This window comes from Pseudomonas sp. P4795, from assembly GCF_048822895.1.
GTDB lineage: Bacteria > Pseudomonadota > Gammaproteobacteria > Pseudomonadales > Pseudomonadaceae > Aquipseudomonas.
The window spans coordinates 277,474-293,402 of record NZ_JBMFBT010000001.1; the positions used below are offsets into that span (position 1 = coordinate 277,474).

Consider the following 15,929-nt stretch of genomic DNA (forward strand, 5'->3'; position numbering starts at 1 on the left):
ACCTCAATGACCCACGGCGTAAACAATCGGCGCCGTGCGCGCCAGTCCGCCACGGCACTTGAGTACGCGCAACTGGGCGGGTTTGGCATCAATCGCAATTCGCAATGCGGCCGGTGAGGGATTCACCGCTTCGCTCAACGGTCGCCACGCAAACGCCAGGGTCTGGCCGGTTTCCGCCGCTACCTGCAAACGCCGCAACGCGCGGTCATCGGCCTTAAGCGGCCAGCACAGCACCGCGCCGCAACTGCCCGAACGCAGGCATTGTTCCGCCGCCCACAAGGCATCGCGCTCATTGGCCTGGATCACGGACAACTGGCGCAGATCGACCCCGGCATTCGCCCAGGCCTGCGGGTACGGCACGAACGGCGGCGCCACCAGCACAATGCGCTCGCCCGCCGCCGACAACCGTGCCAGCGTCGGCCACACCAATTGCAGCTCGCCGACACCCGGCCCGGCCAGAAGGATTTCGCTCAGCGCCGCTTCCGGCCAGCCGCCACTGGGCAATGCCGCGTCCAGCGCTGCATGCCCGGTGGGTTGCGGGCTGGCGGCCGGTGGCGCAGGCCGGCCTCTCCAGACCTGGCCGCCATTGAACAGCGTATCCAACGCAACGACGGCGCCCATCAGCCTTGCCTCACCAGACCACAGAACACACCTTCAATCGCCAGATCCTGATCGGCGCGCACCACAATCGGCTGATACGCGGGGTTGCGCGGCAGCAGGCGCACCTGATCGCCGACCCGCTCGAAACGTTTGATGGTGACTTCGCCGTCGAGCCGCGCCACCACGATCTGGCCGTTGAGCGCTTCAGGATTGCGCCGTACGCCGACCAGATCACCGTCGAGGATGCCGTCGCCGATCATCGAATCGCCCTGCACCCGCAGCATGTAGTCCGGCACTCTGGAAAACAGCGCCGGGTCGAGCATCAGTCGATTGTGGATGTCGGCATCGGCGCCGATGGGCGCACCGGCGGCCACGCGACCGAGTACCGGGATCTCCAGCAACTCCGCACGCGGCGGTTGATTGAGCAAGCGAATACCGCGGGCCTGGTGCGGATTGACCTCGATAAAACCGGCGTCGGTCAGGGCCAGCACATGCTTGCGCGCCACGCTGCGCGAGGCAAAACCAAAAGCCTCGCTGATTTCAGCGAGGCTTGGGGGTTGACCGTGTTCGGCGATGCGTTCGCGGATAAAGGTCAGGATGGCGGTACGGCGGGGAGTGAGAGTCGTCATGGGGTACATTTGTACTCTTGTGGGAATTTCCTGACAAGCACCGCAGGTCGGCCTAAGCCGACGTAGGAGCTGCCGAAGGCTGCGATCTTTTGATCTTGCTTCTAAAAAACGAGATCAAAAGATCGCAGCCTCGTTGCACTCGTCAGCTCCTACAAAGACGGAGGATGGGGCGTCTTTAGAAACGCTGCGATGTAGTCGATGAAGGCCACGACTTTGGCCGTCGCCCGTCGATGGCTCGGGTACACCGCGAGGATGTGCGGGCCAAAGCTGTCCGGGTCGATTTCATAGTCAGCCATGACCCGCACCAACCGCCCGTCGGCGATGTACGGTGCGGCGCTCCACAGCGGCGTGTGCAGCAAACCGCGCCCGGCCAGCGCACTGGCCAGCAGCAAGTCGTAATTGTCACTGCGCAGGCGCGGGGTCGCCGGTTGCGGCAGGCTCAGGCGCTGACCATCGCGTTCGGCCCACCAGAATTCGCGGCTAAGCAGCGGATGGCGATACAACAGCCATTCATGCTGATCGAGGGTTTGCGGAGTCACCGGCAAAGCCTTGCGCGCCAGGTATTCGGGACTGGCGCACAAGGCCAGGCGATTGCTGCCGACCACCCGCGCAATCAGCCCCGGCAAGTCGTCATGGCCTTCGCGCAACGCCAGGTCGTAGCCGCTTTCCAGCAGATTGACGAACTCGTCGCACAGGTCCACTTGCAGGCTGATCTGCGGGTATTGCTGCAAAAAGCCGTCACACACCTGATCGAGAAACGCCCGCCCGTAGGCCAGCGGCGCGGTGATCTTCAGGCTGCCGCGCAGGCCATGCTGCAACTGCTCGATTTCCTCGCAGGCCTCGTCAAGGCGCTGCAGCACCTGACGCGCAGTTTCCAGATACAGCCGGCCGATTTCGGTCAGCAGAATCCGCCGCGTGCTGCGCTCGAACAGCCGCGCACCCAGCTCTGATTCGAGATGATTCACCGCTTTAGTCAGCGCCGACGGAGTCTTGCCCAATTGCTCGGCGGCACGGCTGAAACTGCCAAGTTGCGCAGTGACCACAAACATTTTCAAAGCACCCAGCTTGTCCATGCTTTTTCCATTCAGGCAAAAACGTTTTTCGTGAGGGAGGCGTTCTGTCGGCCGTTGCCAGCCACTAATCTGGCCATCAGACGCAATAACAAGGAAATCTTCAATGAAAAGATTCATCCCGAGCCTATTGGCCGCCGCCGTGAGTTTTGCCTCGATGGAAGCCATGGCCGCCGCCGATCTGGTGCTGCTCAACGGCAAGATTTTCACCGCCGACCGTGCTCAGCCGAAGGTGCAGGCGCTGGCAGTGGAAAATGGCAAGGTGCTGAAAGTCGGCTCCGACGCACAGATCAAAGCCCTGATCGAACCTGGCACCCAAGTCATCGATCTCGGCGGCAAGGCACTGATGCCGGGCCTGATCGACAGCCATTCCCACGCGATTTTCGGCGGACTGGAAATGGTCGCGGCCAACATGGAAGACGAAGTGGTCGACCTCGATGAACTGGCAAACCGGCTGCGCGGCTGGCGCGACGACGGCAAGGCCAGGCATGGGGACGTGCTGAGCGTAGCCGGCATGAGTTCGATGTACTGGGCGCAGGCCGAAGCCTTGGGCAAAATCTTCAACAGCGGCGAATGGGCCGAGGTGCCCGTGGTATTCACCGGCAGCGATCACCACACCGCATGGGCCAATAACGTGATGCTCAAGCGCACGGGCATCGATGCCGCGCTGCTGAAAACCTTGCCCGACGCCGAAAAAGACACCATCGGCAAATTCGCCAACGGTGAGCCAAACGGCTTTGTGGTCGATGCCGGCTGGGACCGGGTGGCCTCGAAAATGCCGGTGCCGAGCGCCGAAGACATGCTCAAAGCCGCGCAATCGGCGGTGCGTTACAACAACAGCCTCGGCATCACCGCGTGGATGGACCCCGCCGCCAACGCCGCGCCGGGCGAGCCGGTATTCGCCCTCAAACCCACCGAGAAAACTGTTGGCGTGCTGCCGGCCTATAAAGCTCTTTCAGAAAGCGGCGGAATGAGCGCCCACGTTGCCGCGCTGCTGGTGGCCAATTCGAAAAGCGTACCGGCCGATCTCGATACGCTGGACAAGGTGCGCCAACAATTTCAGGGCATCCCCAACCTGACCTTGCCCGGAGTCAAGATCTTCGCCGACGGTGTGATCGAATACCCGGCGCAGAGCGCAGCGATGATCGATCCCTACAGCAACTCGCAAAAACAGGGCGAATTGCTGATCGATCCCAAGCACTTCGGCGAACTGGTCAGCGCCATCGATCAACGCGGCTGGCTGGTACACATCCATGCCATCGGCGACCGCGCGGTGCGTGAAGCGCTGAACGGCATCGCCCAGGCGCGCAAGGATCGCCAGAGCGGCATCAGCCATTCGATCACTCACTTGCAGATGGTCAACCCGAGCGAGTTCGCCCGCTTCAAACCGCTCAACGTGATTGCTTCGATGCAACTGCTGTGGGCCAGTGCCGACGACTACACCACGGAGATGATCAAGCCTTACGTCAGCGCCCTCGCCTTTCGCTATCAATACCCGGCGCATTCACTGCTCAAACAGGGTGCAACGATTGCCGGCGCCAGCGACTGGCCGGTGTCCTCGCCCAATCCGTGGAACGCCATGGCTCAGGCCATTACCCGCGTCGGGCCGCTGGGCGTGCTCAACGCCGACGAACGTCTGGACCGCGAAACCATGTTCTACGCCTACACCGCTAACGCCGCGCGCACCATTGGCCTGGAGAAAACCATTGGCTCGCTGAGTCCGGGCAAACAGGCCGACTTCATCGTGCTCGATCGCGACGTGTTCAGCGTCGATGACAAAGCCCTGCATGACACCCAAGTGCTGCAAACCTGGTTCGCCGGACGTCAGGTCTACACCTCGCCCCTCTAGCAACACAATTTCTCTGCGGGAGCCAGCCTGCTGGCTCCCAGAGTTTTCCTTGTGCCCCATAACAATCACAACATCGGGACTTCACATGAAAGCCTTGTCTTTGCTCGCCCTCGGTTCCTTGAGCTTGTTGCCCTTGAGCAGCCACGGCGTACCGCTGAATGACGACTTCAACCTGCTGGTGGACCTGACGCTGGCCAGCGACTACCGCACGCGCGGCATCTCGCAAACCCAGAACGACCCGGCTGCACAGGCCGGTCTGACCCTCGCGCACAACAGCGGCCTCTATGCAGGTGCCTGGAGTTCCAACGTCGATTTCGGCGGCGGGCTGAAAACCCGTCATGAAGTCGATTACTACGCCGGTTGGCTATGGCAGGCCAGCGAGGTCATCAGTGTGGATCTGGGGTACATCAAGTACGCCTACCCCAAGGAAAGTCAGTTCAATCAGGGCGAGGTCTACGCGATTCTCGGCGCTTACGGAGTGAAGCTTGCGGCCTACTATTCCAGCGATGCGCCGGGGATCGACAGCCAGCAGAGCTCGCTTTACAGCTACATCAGTTATGAGACCGAGTTGCCGTTCGAATCAGCGCTGAAATTGCGTTACGGCAACATGGATTTCAAGGATCCACATCTGTATTCGGCGTCCGGTCATGGCGACGAATCCTATCGCGAGTGGGAGGTCAAACTGACCCACGATCTGGCCGGCGTGGTGTTGGGGTTGAGCTACCTGGACACCGACCTGTCGCAAACCCAGTGCCTGAGTAACTGGGGGTTCAAGGATGTGTGCAGCGCGACCGTCGTCGCCAGCCTCAGCAAGTCTTTCTGACCACCAACAATCCCCCTGTAGGAGCTGACGAGTGCAACGAGGCTGCGATCTTTTGATCTTGTTTTTTAGAAGCAAGATCAAAAGATCGCAGCCTTCGGCAGCTCCTACAGGGGCGAAGGTGTTTTCAGGAAGTTAATTGTTGCAGGTAGGGCCAGGGGTAGATGCCGCGCTGATGGCCGTCGCTGAACACCAGTTGCAGGCCGTAGCCTTGGGCGTTGAGTTCGATCACGCGTACGCGCGGGTCGACCATTGGCGGTGTGCCTTGCAAGCGGAACGCCCGGCACTGCGAGCATGGACATTGGCGACGTAATTCGGCATGACCGAGCAGCGATTCGCGGCCATCCGGCCAGTTCAGGCGCAGCGTCTGCGCAGTTTGCGAGTTGCCGATGGCGACCGGGTTCATTGCAACTGACTCAGCGCGATGCGCACGGCTTTGCGTACTTCCGGGTCGCCGTCGTCCTGGGCGGCCTGCAATGCGGCCACAGCACCTCGATCATGCAGTTCGCCGAGGGCCAGCGCGGCCTCCTTGCGCAGGTTACTGATGCGATGGCCGAGGGTTTCGATCAGCGCGTCGAGGGCAGCGGCGTACTTGAGCCGCCCGAGGCTGCGGGTGGCGCGCAGGCGGACTTGCCAGTAGTCATCGCTGAGGGCTTCGATCAGCGCCGGGCCGGCGTCGGGCTGGCCGACTTTGCCCAGCGTGGTGGCGGCTTCTTCGCGTACTTGCCAGGCCGAATCCTGCAAAGCCTGACGCAACGCCGGCAGCACTTCGGCGCCGGATGCCAGACCGAGGGCACCGGTCGCGGCGCGGCGTACTTCGGTGTCGGGGTCAGCACTGGCCAGGCGTGCCAGTGCCGGTAAAGCATCGAGCTGTTTGAGCCAGCCGAGCACGCCTACGGCTTCGCGACGCACATTGGCGTCGGCGTCGTTCAGCGCCTGAATGGCGGCCGGCGCCGCATCGGCAAACCGCAACTCGCGCAGGGCGCGCAATGCAGCGATTCGCACACTGGTTTCGGCATGCCCGGCCCACGGCAAGATCACCCGCCCCGCCGCCTCTGTCTTCAGCAGGCTCAGACTTTGCGCAGCAGCAGCCTGGACTGCTGGCGACGGATCGGTCAGCGCCTGACATAACGCTTCAACCACTGCTTCATCTTCCCAGGCTTCGAGCAGACGAGCAGCTTCGGCGCGCACTTCTTCGGCCGGATCTTCAGCCAGTCGCTCGACCAGCCAGAGCAGACCCTCGGGCTCTTCAAGGTCAGCCAGATCAATCAGCGCAATCCGCCGCACGCCGGCATCCTCGGCGGTCAAACGTGGTTGCAGGGCAAGAATTTCGTCGTTATCGGTCACAGCAAAAAATGAGTTCATAGGGCAAACCGTGGCAAAGGGTTTTCAGGAGGCAAGCCGAGCGGGTTGAGGCGCGGCAGCGGTCGATTGTCGTCATGACGCAGCAGCTCAAGGCAGTGGCGCTTGAGCCGGGAAAATTCAGGGCTGGTGACCAGCTCGGTGGTGCGTGGACGCGGGAATTCCAGACGCAGGTCTTCGATGATCCGCCCCGGTCGCGCGCTCATCACCAGCAAGCGGTCGGCGAGGAACAGCGCTTCGTCGATGTCATGGGTGACGAACACCACGGTGGTACGAATTCGGGTCCAGATATCCAGCAGCAGTTCCTGCATGTTCAGGCGGGTCAGTGCATCCAGCGCGCCAAACGGCTCGTCCATCAACAACAGCCGCGGACGATTGACCAGCACGCGGGCGATTTCCACTCGCTGCTGCATGCCGCCGGAGAGCTGATCCGGCCAGCGCTCGGCAAAGCCATCGAGACCGACCAGCGCGAGGATTTCATCCGCCGCACGATGCCGTTCAGCCTTGCCGATGCCGCGCATCTTCAGGCCGAACGCGACGTTGTCGCGCACCGTGCGCCACGGAAACAACGTGTGATGTTGGAACACCATGCCGCGCTGTGGCGACGGCCCGGAGACTTCGGCGCCATCGACTTTCAGTTGCCCGCCACGCGGCTGCAAGTGCCCGGCGAGCGCGCCAAGCAAGGTCGATTTGCCGCAACCGGACGGCCCGAGAATGCACACGAACTGGCCCGGTTCGATCTGGCAATCCAACCCTTGCACCGCTTCGAATGCCTCGCGACCTTCGCCGAGGACGATGGACAACTGGCGGATATCGATCCGCCCTTCCGGGGTTTGCATGGCACTCATCAGGCTTTACCTCGTGGTCGGTGCCATGGCGTGAACAGCCCGCCGAGGCGTTTGATCAGCAAGCTGCTGCCCATGCCCAACACGCCGATCAGCAACATGCCAACCACGATGTCGGCGTAGTTCTGAATGGTGTAGGACTCCCAGGTGTAGTAACCGATGCCGAACTGGCCGGAGATCATTTCAGCGGTGACCAGGCAGAACCACGAAGTACCCATGCCGATGGCGAGGCCAGTGATGATGCTCGGCGCGGCGCCCGGCAGAATCACTTCCAGCAAGATTGCACGGCGGCCAGCGCCGAGGCTTTGGGCGGACGCGATCAGGCGCGGATCGACGCCTTCGACGCCGTGCACGGTGTTGAGCAGGATCGGGAACAACGCGCCGGTGAACGTGATGAACACCATCGACAGTTCTGACGAGGGGAACATCAGGATCGCCAGTGGAATCCATGCGACAGCGGGGATCGGGCGCAGGACTTCCAGTGGTGGCAGGAGCAAATCCTCGGCCCATTTCGAGCGACCGATGGCCAGGCCCAGTGCGATGCCGATGACCAGCGCGGCGAGGTAGCCGGCGAACACGCGGCCGAGGCTGCTGGTCAGGTGTTGCATGAGTTTGCCGGAGTCGCCGAGGCCCAGTGCGGCTTCGATGACGGCCATGGGGGTGGGGACGTTGGCGAAGGTGACGAGGCCGAGGTTCCAGTGGTGGCTGGCGGCTAGATGCCAGAACAGCAGGCAGATTAGTAGTGAAGTGGCTCTGGCGGTCCAGCGGTTTTTTTCGAGTTTCATGGATCGGATTCCAGGTTTAGAGCGGTGTGGTGGTGGAGATTTACCCCCTCACCCCAGCCCTCCCGAATCGTCGGACCGCCCCCAAGGGGGCGAGGGGGAAAGGGAGCCGATCTTTAAGCTTTTCGAAACCTGAGTTCGGCTCGGAATTTTCAGGTCGATGTATCCAGTCCAGCCCACGCGGTCAGTCCCCTCTCCCCCCGGGAGAGGGCTAGGGTGAGGGGCTCTTGATCTGCTGTTGATCTCCCGTTAGCGGCTAGCCACGGCCTGGGTGGTGGCACCAGCAAAATCAAACACCTTTCCGCCCTGCGTCGCCGCATATTGCTGCGCCTGGCCGTTCAATAAAAACGCACTCAACCGCCCCTTCCCATCACTGGCAAACCACGCCTGCTCCGCCAGCAATTTGATCCCGCTGTCACTCGCCTGCGCATACACCGCACGAACGCTCTTACCTTCCTGCTTCAAACCGGCCAGCGCAGTGAACGCCGACTCAGCCGAGGCATACCGGCGAACCGTGTCTTCGCCACGCACCCAAATCTCCGCGACGTGGCTGAAATCGGTAATCGCTTTACCTGTCGCCGCATCTACAGACTGCAAAGGCGTCTGCGCGTAGTTAGCCAGTTGCGCGCTGTAGTCGAGATTCGAAGCCTTGAACGCCGCACGGATGTACTGGTCGTCGATGAAGTTGTTCAGATCCAGCCCACGATCAGCCTTCTTCAACAGCTTCAGCGTGTCGATCGCTGTGCCAACCGCTTGACGATATTCCGGCTTCCAGCTCAGGTCGCGGGTCTGCACGCCGAGCGGGCCGTGGAACAGATAATTGACCTCGGCGTCGACACCGGTGACCTTGGCGATCAGCTCGCTGTACTTCTCAGGTTCAGCGGCGAGCAATTGATTGGCTTCGATACTCGCGCGCAGGTAGGCGACGACGATTTCCGGGTACTTTTTCGCATAGGCCTGATCGACCAGCGCGCCGTGGAAAGTTGGCGCATTGGCTTGGGCGCCATCGTAGATCTTGCGCGCGAATCCACGGCTCGGGAACAGTTCGGCGAACGGCACGAAATCGGCGTGAGCGTCGATCTTGCCGGCCTGCAACGCTGAGCCGGCAACCTCCGGCGGCTGGGCGATGATGTTCACGTCTTTGAGCGGATCCCAGCCCTGCTCGGCCACGGCGCGCAGCAACATGCCGTGAGCGGTCGAGGCGAATGGCACGGAAATGGTCTTGCCCTTGAGTTCGCTCAGCGACTGCACGCCAGACGCGCTCGGCACCACGATGCCGTTGCCGCTACCCTTGGTGCTCCCCGACAAAACGCTGATAAACAGGCTGTGCTTGCCGGCGGTTTCAAATGCCACGCCGTTGAACGCGCCGGGGAAATCGGCCATGGCGCCGAAGTCGAGTTTGCCGGCGACCATCTCGTTGGTCAGCGGTGCGCCGCTGGTGAAGTTCTTCCACTGCACCTCGTACTTGGCGTCCTTGTAAGCCCCGTCGTGCGGGAGGTATTTGTCGAGCAGGCCCAACTCGCGGATCAACAGACCGCCGGCCGCGCAGTTGATGGTGGTGTCCTGGGTGCCGATGGCGATGCGGATGGTTTCGGCCGAGGCCGACAAGGTGAACGAAGCCAGTACCAGACCGGCGATTGCTGCACGCAACATGGTTGAATCCCCTCGAATCATTTATTGGATGTTCGTCTCCGCCGCGATCAGGGCGCGGTGGGAAACGAGGGGTGGTTTTTGGTGAATTCAGCGTCCGGTGTTTCCGGATGGCGTTATGCGTTGTTTGTGCGGGCCTCATCGCTGGCAAGCCAGCTCCCACAGGTTCTATGGCGTTTGCAAATTCTTCATCCCACTACAAATCTCTGTGGGAGCTGGCTTGCCAGCGATGGCGTCCTTGCAGTCACCGCAGGAGATAAGGAATTTCAACTTTCACCGCACCCGTCGGGCAGTCCTTTTCGCACGGCATGCAGTACCAGCATTCATCGAACGCCATGTAGGCCTTTTGCGTGGCCGGGTTGATTGCCAGCAGGTCCATCGGGCAAACGTCGACGCACACGGTGCAGCCTTTTTCGGCGATGCATTTGTCCTCATCGACGGTGACCGGGGCATTGGAGCGAAAGAAGATTTCCTGGGCTTGATAGGCCATGGTTCGGACTCTCTGTCAGTGGGTTCTCAAGCCGCGAAGGCGCCGACGCGCAAGCGGTCGTAGGCCTGCATTTCTTCGGCATCGAGCGGGATGATGTAAGGTTCGACTTCCTTCTTGAAACTGGTCATCCGGCCGTCCTCGCCCATCTTCAGATGGCAATGGCAGAACCATTCGCGGTCGTCGCGTTGCGGGTGATCAACGCGGTAGTGGTACAAACCCCAGCGGCTTTCGGCACGGAACAGCGAGGCGCGCGCGGCCATCTCGGCGCAGTCGCGGATCATGCTGACTTCCATGGCGCGCATCAGCTCGTGCGGATTGTTGGCCTTCATCTCATCCAGATCGCGCTCGATATCGCTGAAGCGTTGCAGACCGATTTCCATCTTCTTGGTCACTTTCGGCGGTTGCAGGTAATCATTGACGAAGCGCCGCAGCTTGTACTCGACCTGCGCTGGAGGCAGACCGTGCTCGCGATCCAGCGGTGCGTAGACTCGCGCCTTCTCTTTCTCGATCTGCTCGACATCCAGTGCGGAGAACTCGCGGCCGGCGACAAATTCTGCCGCGTTGTGCCCGGCAAACCAGCCGTAGGTGAAGGCGCCGAGCATGTAGTTGTGCGGCACCGCGGCCATGTCACCCGCCGAATACAAACCCTTCACCGACGTCTCCGCACGCTCGTTGACCCACACCCCCGACGCCGAATGGCCGCTGCAAAAACCGATTTCGGAGATGTGCATTTCGACCATTTGCGTCCGGTAGTCGGTGCCGCGATTGGCGTGAAACTGGCCACGGCTCGGGCGCTCGTTGCTGTGCAGAATTTCCTCGATGTTCTGGATGGTTTCCTCGGCCAAATGATCGAGCTTGAGGAACACCGGGCCGTTGCCGCTTTCCAGTTCCTGGTGAAACTCCCACATCATCTGCCCGCTCCAGTAGTCGCACTCGATGAAGCGTTCGCCCTTGTTATTGGCGGTGTAACCACCCAGCGGGCCGGTGACGTAGGCGCAGGCCGGGCCGTTGTAGTCCTTGATCAGCGGGTTGATCTGAAAGCACTCGAGGTTCGCCAGTTCCGCCCCGGCGTGATAAGCCATGGCGTAGCCGTCGCCGGCATTGGTCGGGTTTTCGTAAGTGCCCATCAGGTAACCCGAGGACGGCAGACCAAGTCGTCCGGCAGCACCGCACGCCAGAATCACAGCCTTGGCCTTGATCACATGGAAGTCCGCAGTACGGCAATCGAAGCCCATCACGCCGTTGACCGCGCCCTCCTCGTCAGTCAGCAACCGCGTGCACACCAGCCGATTGGTGATGCTCACCCGCGCGCGCTTCAACTGGCGATACAGGACTTTTTTGATGTCGTGCCCTTCGGGCATCGGCAGCACGTAGGCGCCCATGTGGTGGACTTTTTTCACCGCGTAATCGCCGGTTTCATCCTTCTCGAACTTCACGCCCCAGCGGTCGAGCTGTTCGATGGTTTCGAAACTGTGGGTCGCGTAGGCATACACCGCTGCCTGATTGACGATGCCGTCGTTGGCGATGGTGATTTCCTTGGTGTACTGCTCCGGTGTGGAGTGGCCGGGGATGATCGCGTTGTTCAGGCCGTCCATGCCCATGCTGATCGCGCCGCTGCGCTTGACGTTGGCCTTGTCGATCAGCAACACGCGCAGCGCTTTGTTTTTTTCCTTGGCCTTGATGGCCGCCATCGGTCCGGCAGTGCCGCCGCCGATCACGACGATGTCGTATTCCTGCTCCAACGTGCTGCGCGTCATGCCTGCTCCCCTTTTTGCCGGTCGATCCGCAGGCGGTACTGGAACGCATCGCCACGGTAGTAAAGGTGTTCGAAATCCAGCGGCTGGCCATTGGCGTCGTGGGTCAAGCGCTCGATGCGCATGATCGGCGAGCCGGCCTCGACGTTCAGCGCCTGGGTCAGGTCGCTGTCAGCCAGCACCGCGTCGATGGCCAGATCGGCATGGCCGAGGGCAAGGCCGCAGTCGTTTTCGAGGATCAGGAAGATGTCGCGCGTGACCAGATCAGCCTTCTCCAGCCGCTCCCCGATGGCTTTGGGCAGGTAGGTGATTTCCAGCGAAATCGGCTCGCGATTGATCAACCGCACGCGTTTGATCTGGGTGACGATCTCGCCTTCAGCGACCTGCAAACGCTCGGCGACCCGTTTGTCGGCGGCGATGAATTTGAAGCTGCGCAGGCGGTTGATCACCTCGTAGCCACGCCCGGTCATCGACTCGGCGAGGCCTTGCAGGGAGCTGACGTTTTGAAAGGTTTTCGGTTTGGCGACGAAGGTGCCTTTGCCGTGAATCTTGAAGATCAGCCCTTCTTTTTGCAGATCACCCAAAGCCTGGCGCACGGTGATGCGGCTGACTTTGAACAGCGTGCCGAGCTCGCTTTCGGACGGCATCTGACTGTCTTGCGGGTATTCGCCGTCGAGAATGCGCGCACGCAGCACGTCGCGCAGTTGAGTGTGCAAGGGAACGCTGCTGAGGGAGAGAACGTTATCGGTCATCGCGGGATCACTTGTCATAACGAGTTATGACGTGATCTTAGAGACGTTATGACGAGGTTGAGAAATACCGAATGCGCATAACCTTATACGCGCTGTGACGCGACCCTGTGGCGAGGGGTTTTAGTGGCGGTTGAGGATCTGGTCCATGACCCAATCAGTCTTGAGCGCTTCTGCACCCACGGCCGGGTGCTGCGACTCGCCGCGAATGTGCGCATTCATGCCCAGCACGTGGTGCCACTGGATGTGCTCGTGATGATCGATGGTCAGGCTCAGCTGTTCATCCGCGCGCAACTCAACCGGATGCTCATCGAACACTGAGAAACTGATGCGCCCAAGGCTGCCGATTATCTCGACCCGATCCTCACGCCGATCCGCAACAAAGCTCCAGCAGCCCATGCCCAGCGCACCGGAGGCAAAACGCCAACTGGCGCTCACCGCGTCTTCAGCCGCATACAACCCGGCCTGCCGCGCAGTGAAACCGGCGACCTCAATGATGTCGCCAAGCAGGTACTGGAACAGATCAAAACCATGGCTGGCCAGATCGGCAAAGTAACCACCGCCCGCCACCGCCGGATCAGTGCGCCAATTGTCGCCACCGTCCAAATCTTTGGGCGACGGCGCTTTGGTCAGCGTCCAGCTCAAGTGACGCACCTCTCCGATACGCCCCTGCTCCAGCCACTGCCGCACTTGCTGAAAGCGCGGCAACGAGCGGCGGTAGTAGGAAACGAACAGGTGCAGCCCGGCAGCGGCAAACACTTGCTGCATCTCGCGGCTTTGCCCGGCGTTGAGTGCCATGGGTTTTTCCACGCAGCAATGCTTGCCGGCGGCGGCGACTTTGAGGCTGTATTCGTGGTGACTGTCGGGTGGCGTGGCGATGTACACCGCGTCCACTTCGGGATCGTTGATCAGCGCATCGACATCGGTGTAGATCCGCCCGATGCCGTGGCGCGTTGCGTAATCGGTGACCGCCTCAAGGCGTCGGCCCATCACAGCCACCAGCGCCGAACCGGGTGCCTTGTAAAACGCCGGCCCGCTCTTGCGTTCAGCGACGCTGCCACAACCGATCATGCCCCAACGCACCAGGTTCATCGTCAGTCCTTAGCCGATGCGCAACGCGCGCAAGTCGAGGTGGCCGTCCTTGAGCGGCGGGCACCAGTAATAGCCGCCAGTGATCGGACGGCTGATGCGATACAGACCATCGACGATGCCGTCTTCAAGTCCGCTCATACGGCGCAATTGCGCTTCAAAGGCATCGAGCGAGAAGCCGAACGCGAGAAACATCAGCCCGGCGCGCTCGCCTTCGATCCACGGCATCGAACGCCGCACCACGAATGCTTCCGGGGCGAAGCTTTCCTGGGCGGTGCGTTTGACGTGGGCCGACACCGGGGCGTCGTCGATTTCTTCGTTGTCGCTCAGACGGCGACCCATGATGTTGTCTTTGTCTTCAGCCGACAGCGCGTGAAAACCCTTGAGATTGTGCTGCCACTGCTGGATCGCGGCGAAACTGCCACCGACCAGACCTTCGGCGCCCTCGCCCAACAAAGCTGCGGCAACGGCAGCTTCATCGTGTGGATTTTCAGTACCGTCTTCATAACCGGTGAGGTCGTGGCCGTCCTTGTGGCGGAAGGCTTCCTGCATCTGCACCAGACGCAGGGCCGGGGCCAGTGCAGCTTGCAATTCGCTGCTGCGGTTGAGCAGTTCGCCACGGTCGACACCGTGCAGCCAGACCCACAGCGCGTGCTGGGTCGACGGGTTTTCCACGCCGACACCGGTCATGGCCGGGAAGCTGCGCAGGCCGGCGATTTCCACGTTCAGCGCCTTGGTCAGGGATTCGCCGAAACCGATCACCGCCGACTTGCCGTCCACCAGATTCAGCAGGTTGTCGATCGCCTGCGGCAGCGCTTCAACCGATTGCAGGGCGAAAAACAGATGACGTGCTTGCGATGGAACAGGGGTGGCGAGGATGCCCGGCTGGTAGTAACTCATGTCGACTCCTTGGAAAGAGCGCGGAGTTTAACTGTAGGCGCAGGGTTTGTGGGGGATTGATTGGCGTCAAAAGCTTACCCTCACCCTAGCCCTCTCCCGGAGGGAGAGGGGACCGACCGAGGTGTCTGCCGTAATACGTCGACCTGATAGATTTATGCCGATTATGGATTCAAAGGTACTTTTTCAGGTCGCAGTACATCTTCAATATTCCCGGATCGGCCCCCTCTCCCTCCGGGAGAGGGCTGGGGTGAGGGCGGCGTTTTGATGAGGGCAGCGATTTCCGATCAAATCGAAGCACTGCGCCACGCACTCGGACTCTTCCCCGTCCAGCGCTTGAACGCCCGGCGAAAGCTGCGCACATCGCTGTAGCCGACCTCTTCGGTAATCCGCTCGATGGCCATGTCCGGATTGCCCAGCAAACTCATGGTGCGTGCCTGCCGCACCTGCTCGAGCAACGCCTCGAACGTCAGCGCATGCTCAGTCAGACGCCGGCGCAACGTACGGCTGCTCATGTTCAGATCGCCGGCAATCTTCTCGATATGGCTGCCGCAACTCAGATCCCGCGCAATCGCGCGCTCCACTGCCTGAATCAGATCGAGCTTCTGATGCACCTGCGCCGCTTCCAGCTCGAGCAATTTGAGCGCCTGACGCAACGCCAGCGAATGATGATTGGGCAGCTTCACATCCAGCCACTGCACATCGATGAGCATGCGATTGTGCAGACAGCCGAAACGCACATCCGGCCCGAGCAATCGCCGGTATTCATCGAGGTAATCCGGTGCAGCGTGCACAAACTCCACGGCAATCGGCTTGAACCCCTCGCCCACCAACGCCCGGCCATACACCAGCAGGCTGGCGAAAAATTCTTCCACCGCAAACACCTGCACCTCGGCAAACGGCAGCCGACATTCGGCGTCGAGATACACCTGATCACCGACCACATCGACGCTCGAGACCACGATCCCGCCGGAGGTGTGCTGATGACGAATCCCCAGCGCAAAAGCATCACGCAGGTTCTTGCATAGCGACAGTACGTGCCCGAGCAAACCCAAAGTACCAAGCACATTCTGCGCGCCGACCCACAACCCCAGGCCCTGATTGGGCAAGACCTTGAGCGCGCGCTGGATCATCGCCACCGCTTGGCGATAGGAAATCCGTTGCGCGGGATCCTGCAGATCTTCGAGGGTGAAACCCAGGCCACGGCACAGCGTGTCCGGTTGAATACCCTTGAGCTCGGCGACTTCGGCCAGGGTTTGCAGGAGAAATGGCGACACCAGCGCCAGTTCATAGGTCGGATCGACGGCTTTCATATTCATGGGGATGGACATTCCGGATCATGC

16 protein-coding genes are annotated in these 15,929 nt (G+C 61.2%); 2 read left to right on the forward strand and 14 right to left on the reverse strand.

Annotation, left to right across the window (positions count from 1 at the left end; genetic code table 11):
* Positions 1–3: 3 nt before the first annotated feature.
* The 3 genes from imuA to ACOI8A_RS01180 all read right to left on the reverse strand — a co-directional run bounded on the left by imuA (position 4) and on the right by ACOI8A_RS01180 (position 2,302).
* Positions 4–621, reverse strand: a complete 618-nt coding sequence (imuA, locus tag ACOI8A_RS01170) for a translesion DNA synthesis-associated protein ImuA (protein ID WP_420649194.1) — start codon at positions 619–621, stop codon at positions 4–6.
* The gene (gene lexA, locus ACOI8A_RS01175) at positions 621–1,238 is read right to left on the reverse strand and encodes a transcriptional repressor LexA (RefSeq protein ID WP_420649195.1); all 618 of its coding nucleotides are present in this window, start codon (positions 1,236–1,238) and stop codon (positions 621–623) included. Before lexA ends, imuA begins: the two co-directional genes overlap by 1 nt.
* 140 nt (positions 1,239–1,378) lie before the next feature.
* Entirely contained in the window at positions 1,379–2,302 is a 924-nt protein-coding gene (locus ACOI8A_RS01180) for a LysR substrate-binding domain-containing protein (RefSeq protein ID WP_420649196.1), read from the reverse strand.
* Between the two features lie 103 nt (positions 2,303–2,405).
* Between ACOI8A_RS01180 and ACOI8A_RS01185 the strand changes: the two genes are divergently transcribed.
* On the forward strand, positions 2,406–4,148 hold the full coding sequence (locus ACOI8A_RS01185; protein WP_420649197.1) for an amidohydrolase: 1,743 nt from the start codon (positions 2,406–2,408) through the stop codon (positions 4,146–4,148).
* Positions 4,149–4,233: 85 nt separating this feature from the next.
* A complete protein-coding gene (locus ACOI8A_RS01190) occupies positions 4,234–4,971 on the forward strand; it encodes a TorF family putative porin (RefSeq protein WP_420649198.1) in 738 nt (245 codons plus the stop codon).
* 124 nt (positions 4,972–5,095) lie between these two features.
* On the opposite strand, the gene ACOI8A_RS01195 is transcribed toward ACOI8A_RS01190, so the two are convergent.
* The 11 genes from ACOI8A_RS01195 to ACOI8A_RS01245 form a co-directional block, all read right to left on the reverse strand.
* The gene (locus ACOI8A_RS01195) at positions 5,096–5,374 is read right to left on the reverse strand and encodes a DUF971 domain-containing protein (RefSeq protein WP_420649199.1); all 279 of its coding nucleotides are present in this window, start codon (positions 5,372–5,374) and stop codon (positions 5,096–5,098) included.
* Positions 5,371–6,333: a HEAT repeat domain-containing protein gene (locus ACOI8A_RS01200; protein ID WP_420649200.1), complete on the reverse strand. Its 963-nt coding sequence runs from the start codon at positions 6,331–6,333 to the stop codon at positions 5,371–5,373. The genes ACOI8A_RS01195 and ACOI8A_RS01200 overlap by 4 nt, the downstream gene beginning before the upstream one ends.
* Positions 6,330–7,178: an ABC transporter ATP-binding protein gene (locus ACOI8A_RS01205; RefSeq protein WP_420649201.1), complete on the reverse strand. Its 849-nt coding sequence runs from the start codon at positions 7,176–7,178 to the stop codon at positions 6,330–6,332. The genes ACOI8A_RS01200 and ACOI8A_RS01205 overlap by 4 nt, the downstream gene beginning before the upstream one ends.
* On the reverse strand, positions 7,178–7,960 hold the full coding sequence (locus ACOI8A_RS01210) for an ABC transporter permease (protein ID WP_420649202.1): 783 nt from the start codon (positions 7,958–7,960) through the stop codon (positions 7,178–7,180). Before ACOI8A_RS01210 ends, ACOI8A_RS01205 begins: the two co-directional genes overlap by 1 nt.
* A 246-nt stretch (positions 7,961–8,206) precedes the next feature.
* Entirely contained in the window at positions 8,207–9,610 is a 1,404-nt protein-coding gene (locus tag ACOI8A_RS01215; RefSeq protein ID WP_420649203.1) for an ABC transporter substrate-binding protein, read from the reverse strand.
* 241 nt (positions 9,611–9,851) lie between these two features.
* On the reverse strand, positions 9,852–10,097 hold the full coding sequence (locus ACOI8A_RS01220; protein ID WP_007959413.1) for a 4Fe-4S dicluster domain-containing protein: 246 nt from the start codon (positions 10,095–10,097) through the stop codon (positions 9,852–9,854).
* A gap of 26 nt (positions 10,098–10,123) precedes the next feature.
* On the reverse strand, positions 10,124–11,854 hold the full coding sequence (locus tag ACOI8A_RS01225; RefSeq protein ID WP_420649204.1) for a fumarate reductase/succinate dehydrogenase flavoprotein subunit: 1,731 nt from the start codon (positions 11,852–11,854) through the stop codon (positions 10,124–10,126).
* Positions 11,851–12,603 carry a GntR family transcriptional regulator gene (locus ACOI8A_RS01230; RefSeq protein ID WP_420649205.1) on the reverse strand — a complete coding sequence of 251 codons (753 nt, stop codon included), beginning with the start codon at positions 12,601–12,603 and terminating at the stop codon, positions 11,851–11,853. Before ACOI8A_RS01230 ends, ACOI8A_RS01225 begins: the two co-directional genes overlap by 4 nt.
* 120 nt (positions 12,604–12,723) lie before the next feature.
* Positions 12,724–13,692, reverse strand: a complete 969-nt coding sequence (locus tag ACOI8A_RS01235) for a Gfo/Idh/MocA family protein (RefSeq protein WP_420649206.1) — start codon at positions 13,690–13,692, stop codon at positions 12,724–12,726.
* Positions 13,693–13,701: 9 nt separating this feature from the next.
* Complete coding sequence (locus ACOI8A_RS01240) at positions 13,702–14,589, reverse strand: Dyp-type peroxidase (protein ID WP_420649207.1); 888 nt, start codon at positions 14,587–14,589, stop codon at positions 13,702–13,704.
* 284 nt (positions 14,590–14,873) lie between these two features.
* The gene (locus ACOI8A_RS01245) at positions 14,874–15,905 is read right to left on the reverse strand and encodes an AraC family transcriptional regulator (RefSeq protein ID WP_420649208.1); all 1,032 of its coding nucleotides are present in this window, start codon (positions 15,903–15,905) and stop codon (positions 14,874–14,876) included.
* Between the last annotated feature and the right edge of the window lie 24 nt (positions 15,906–15,929).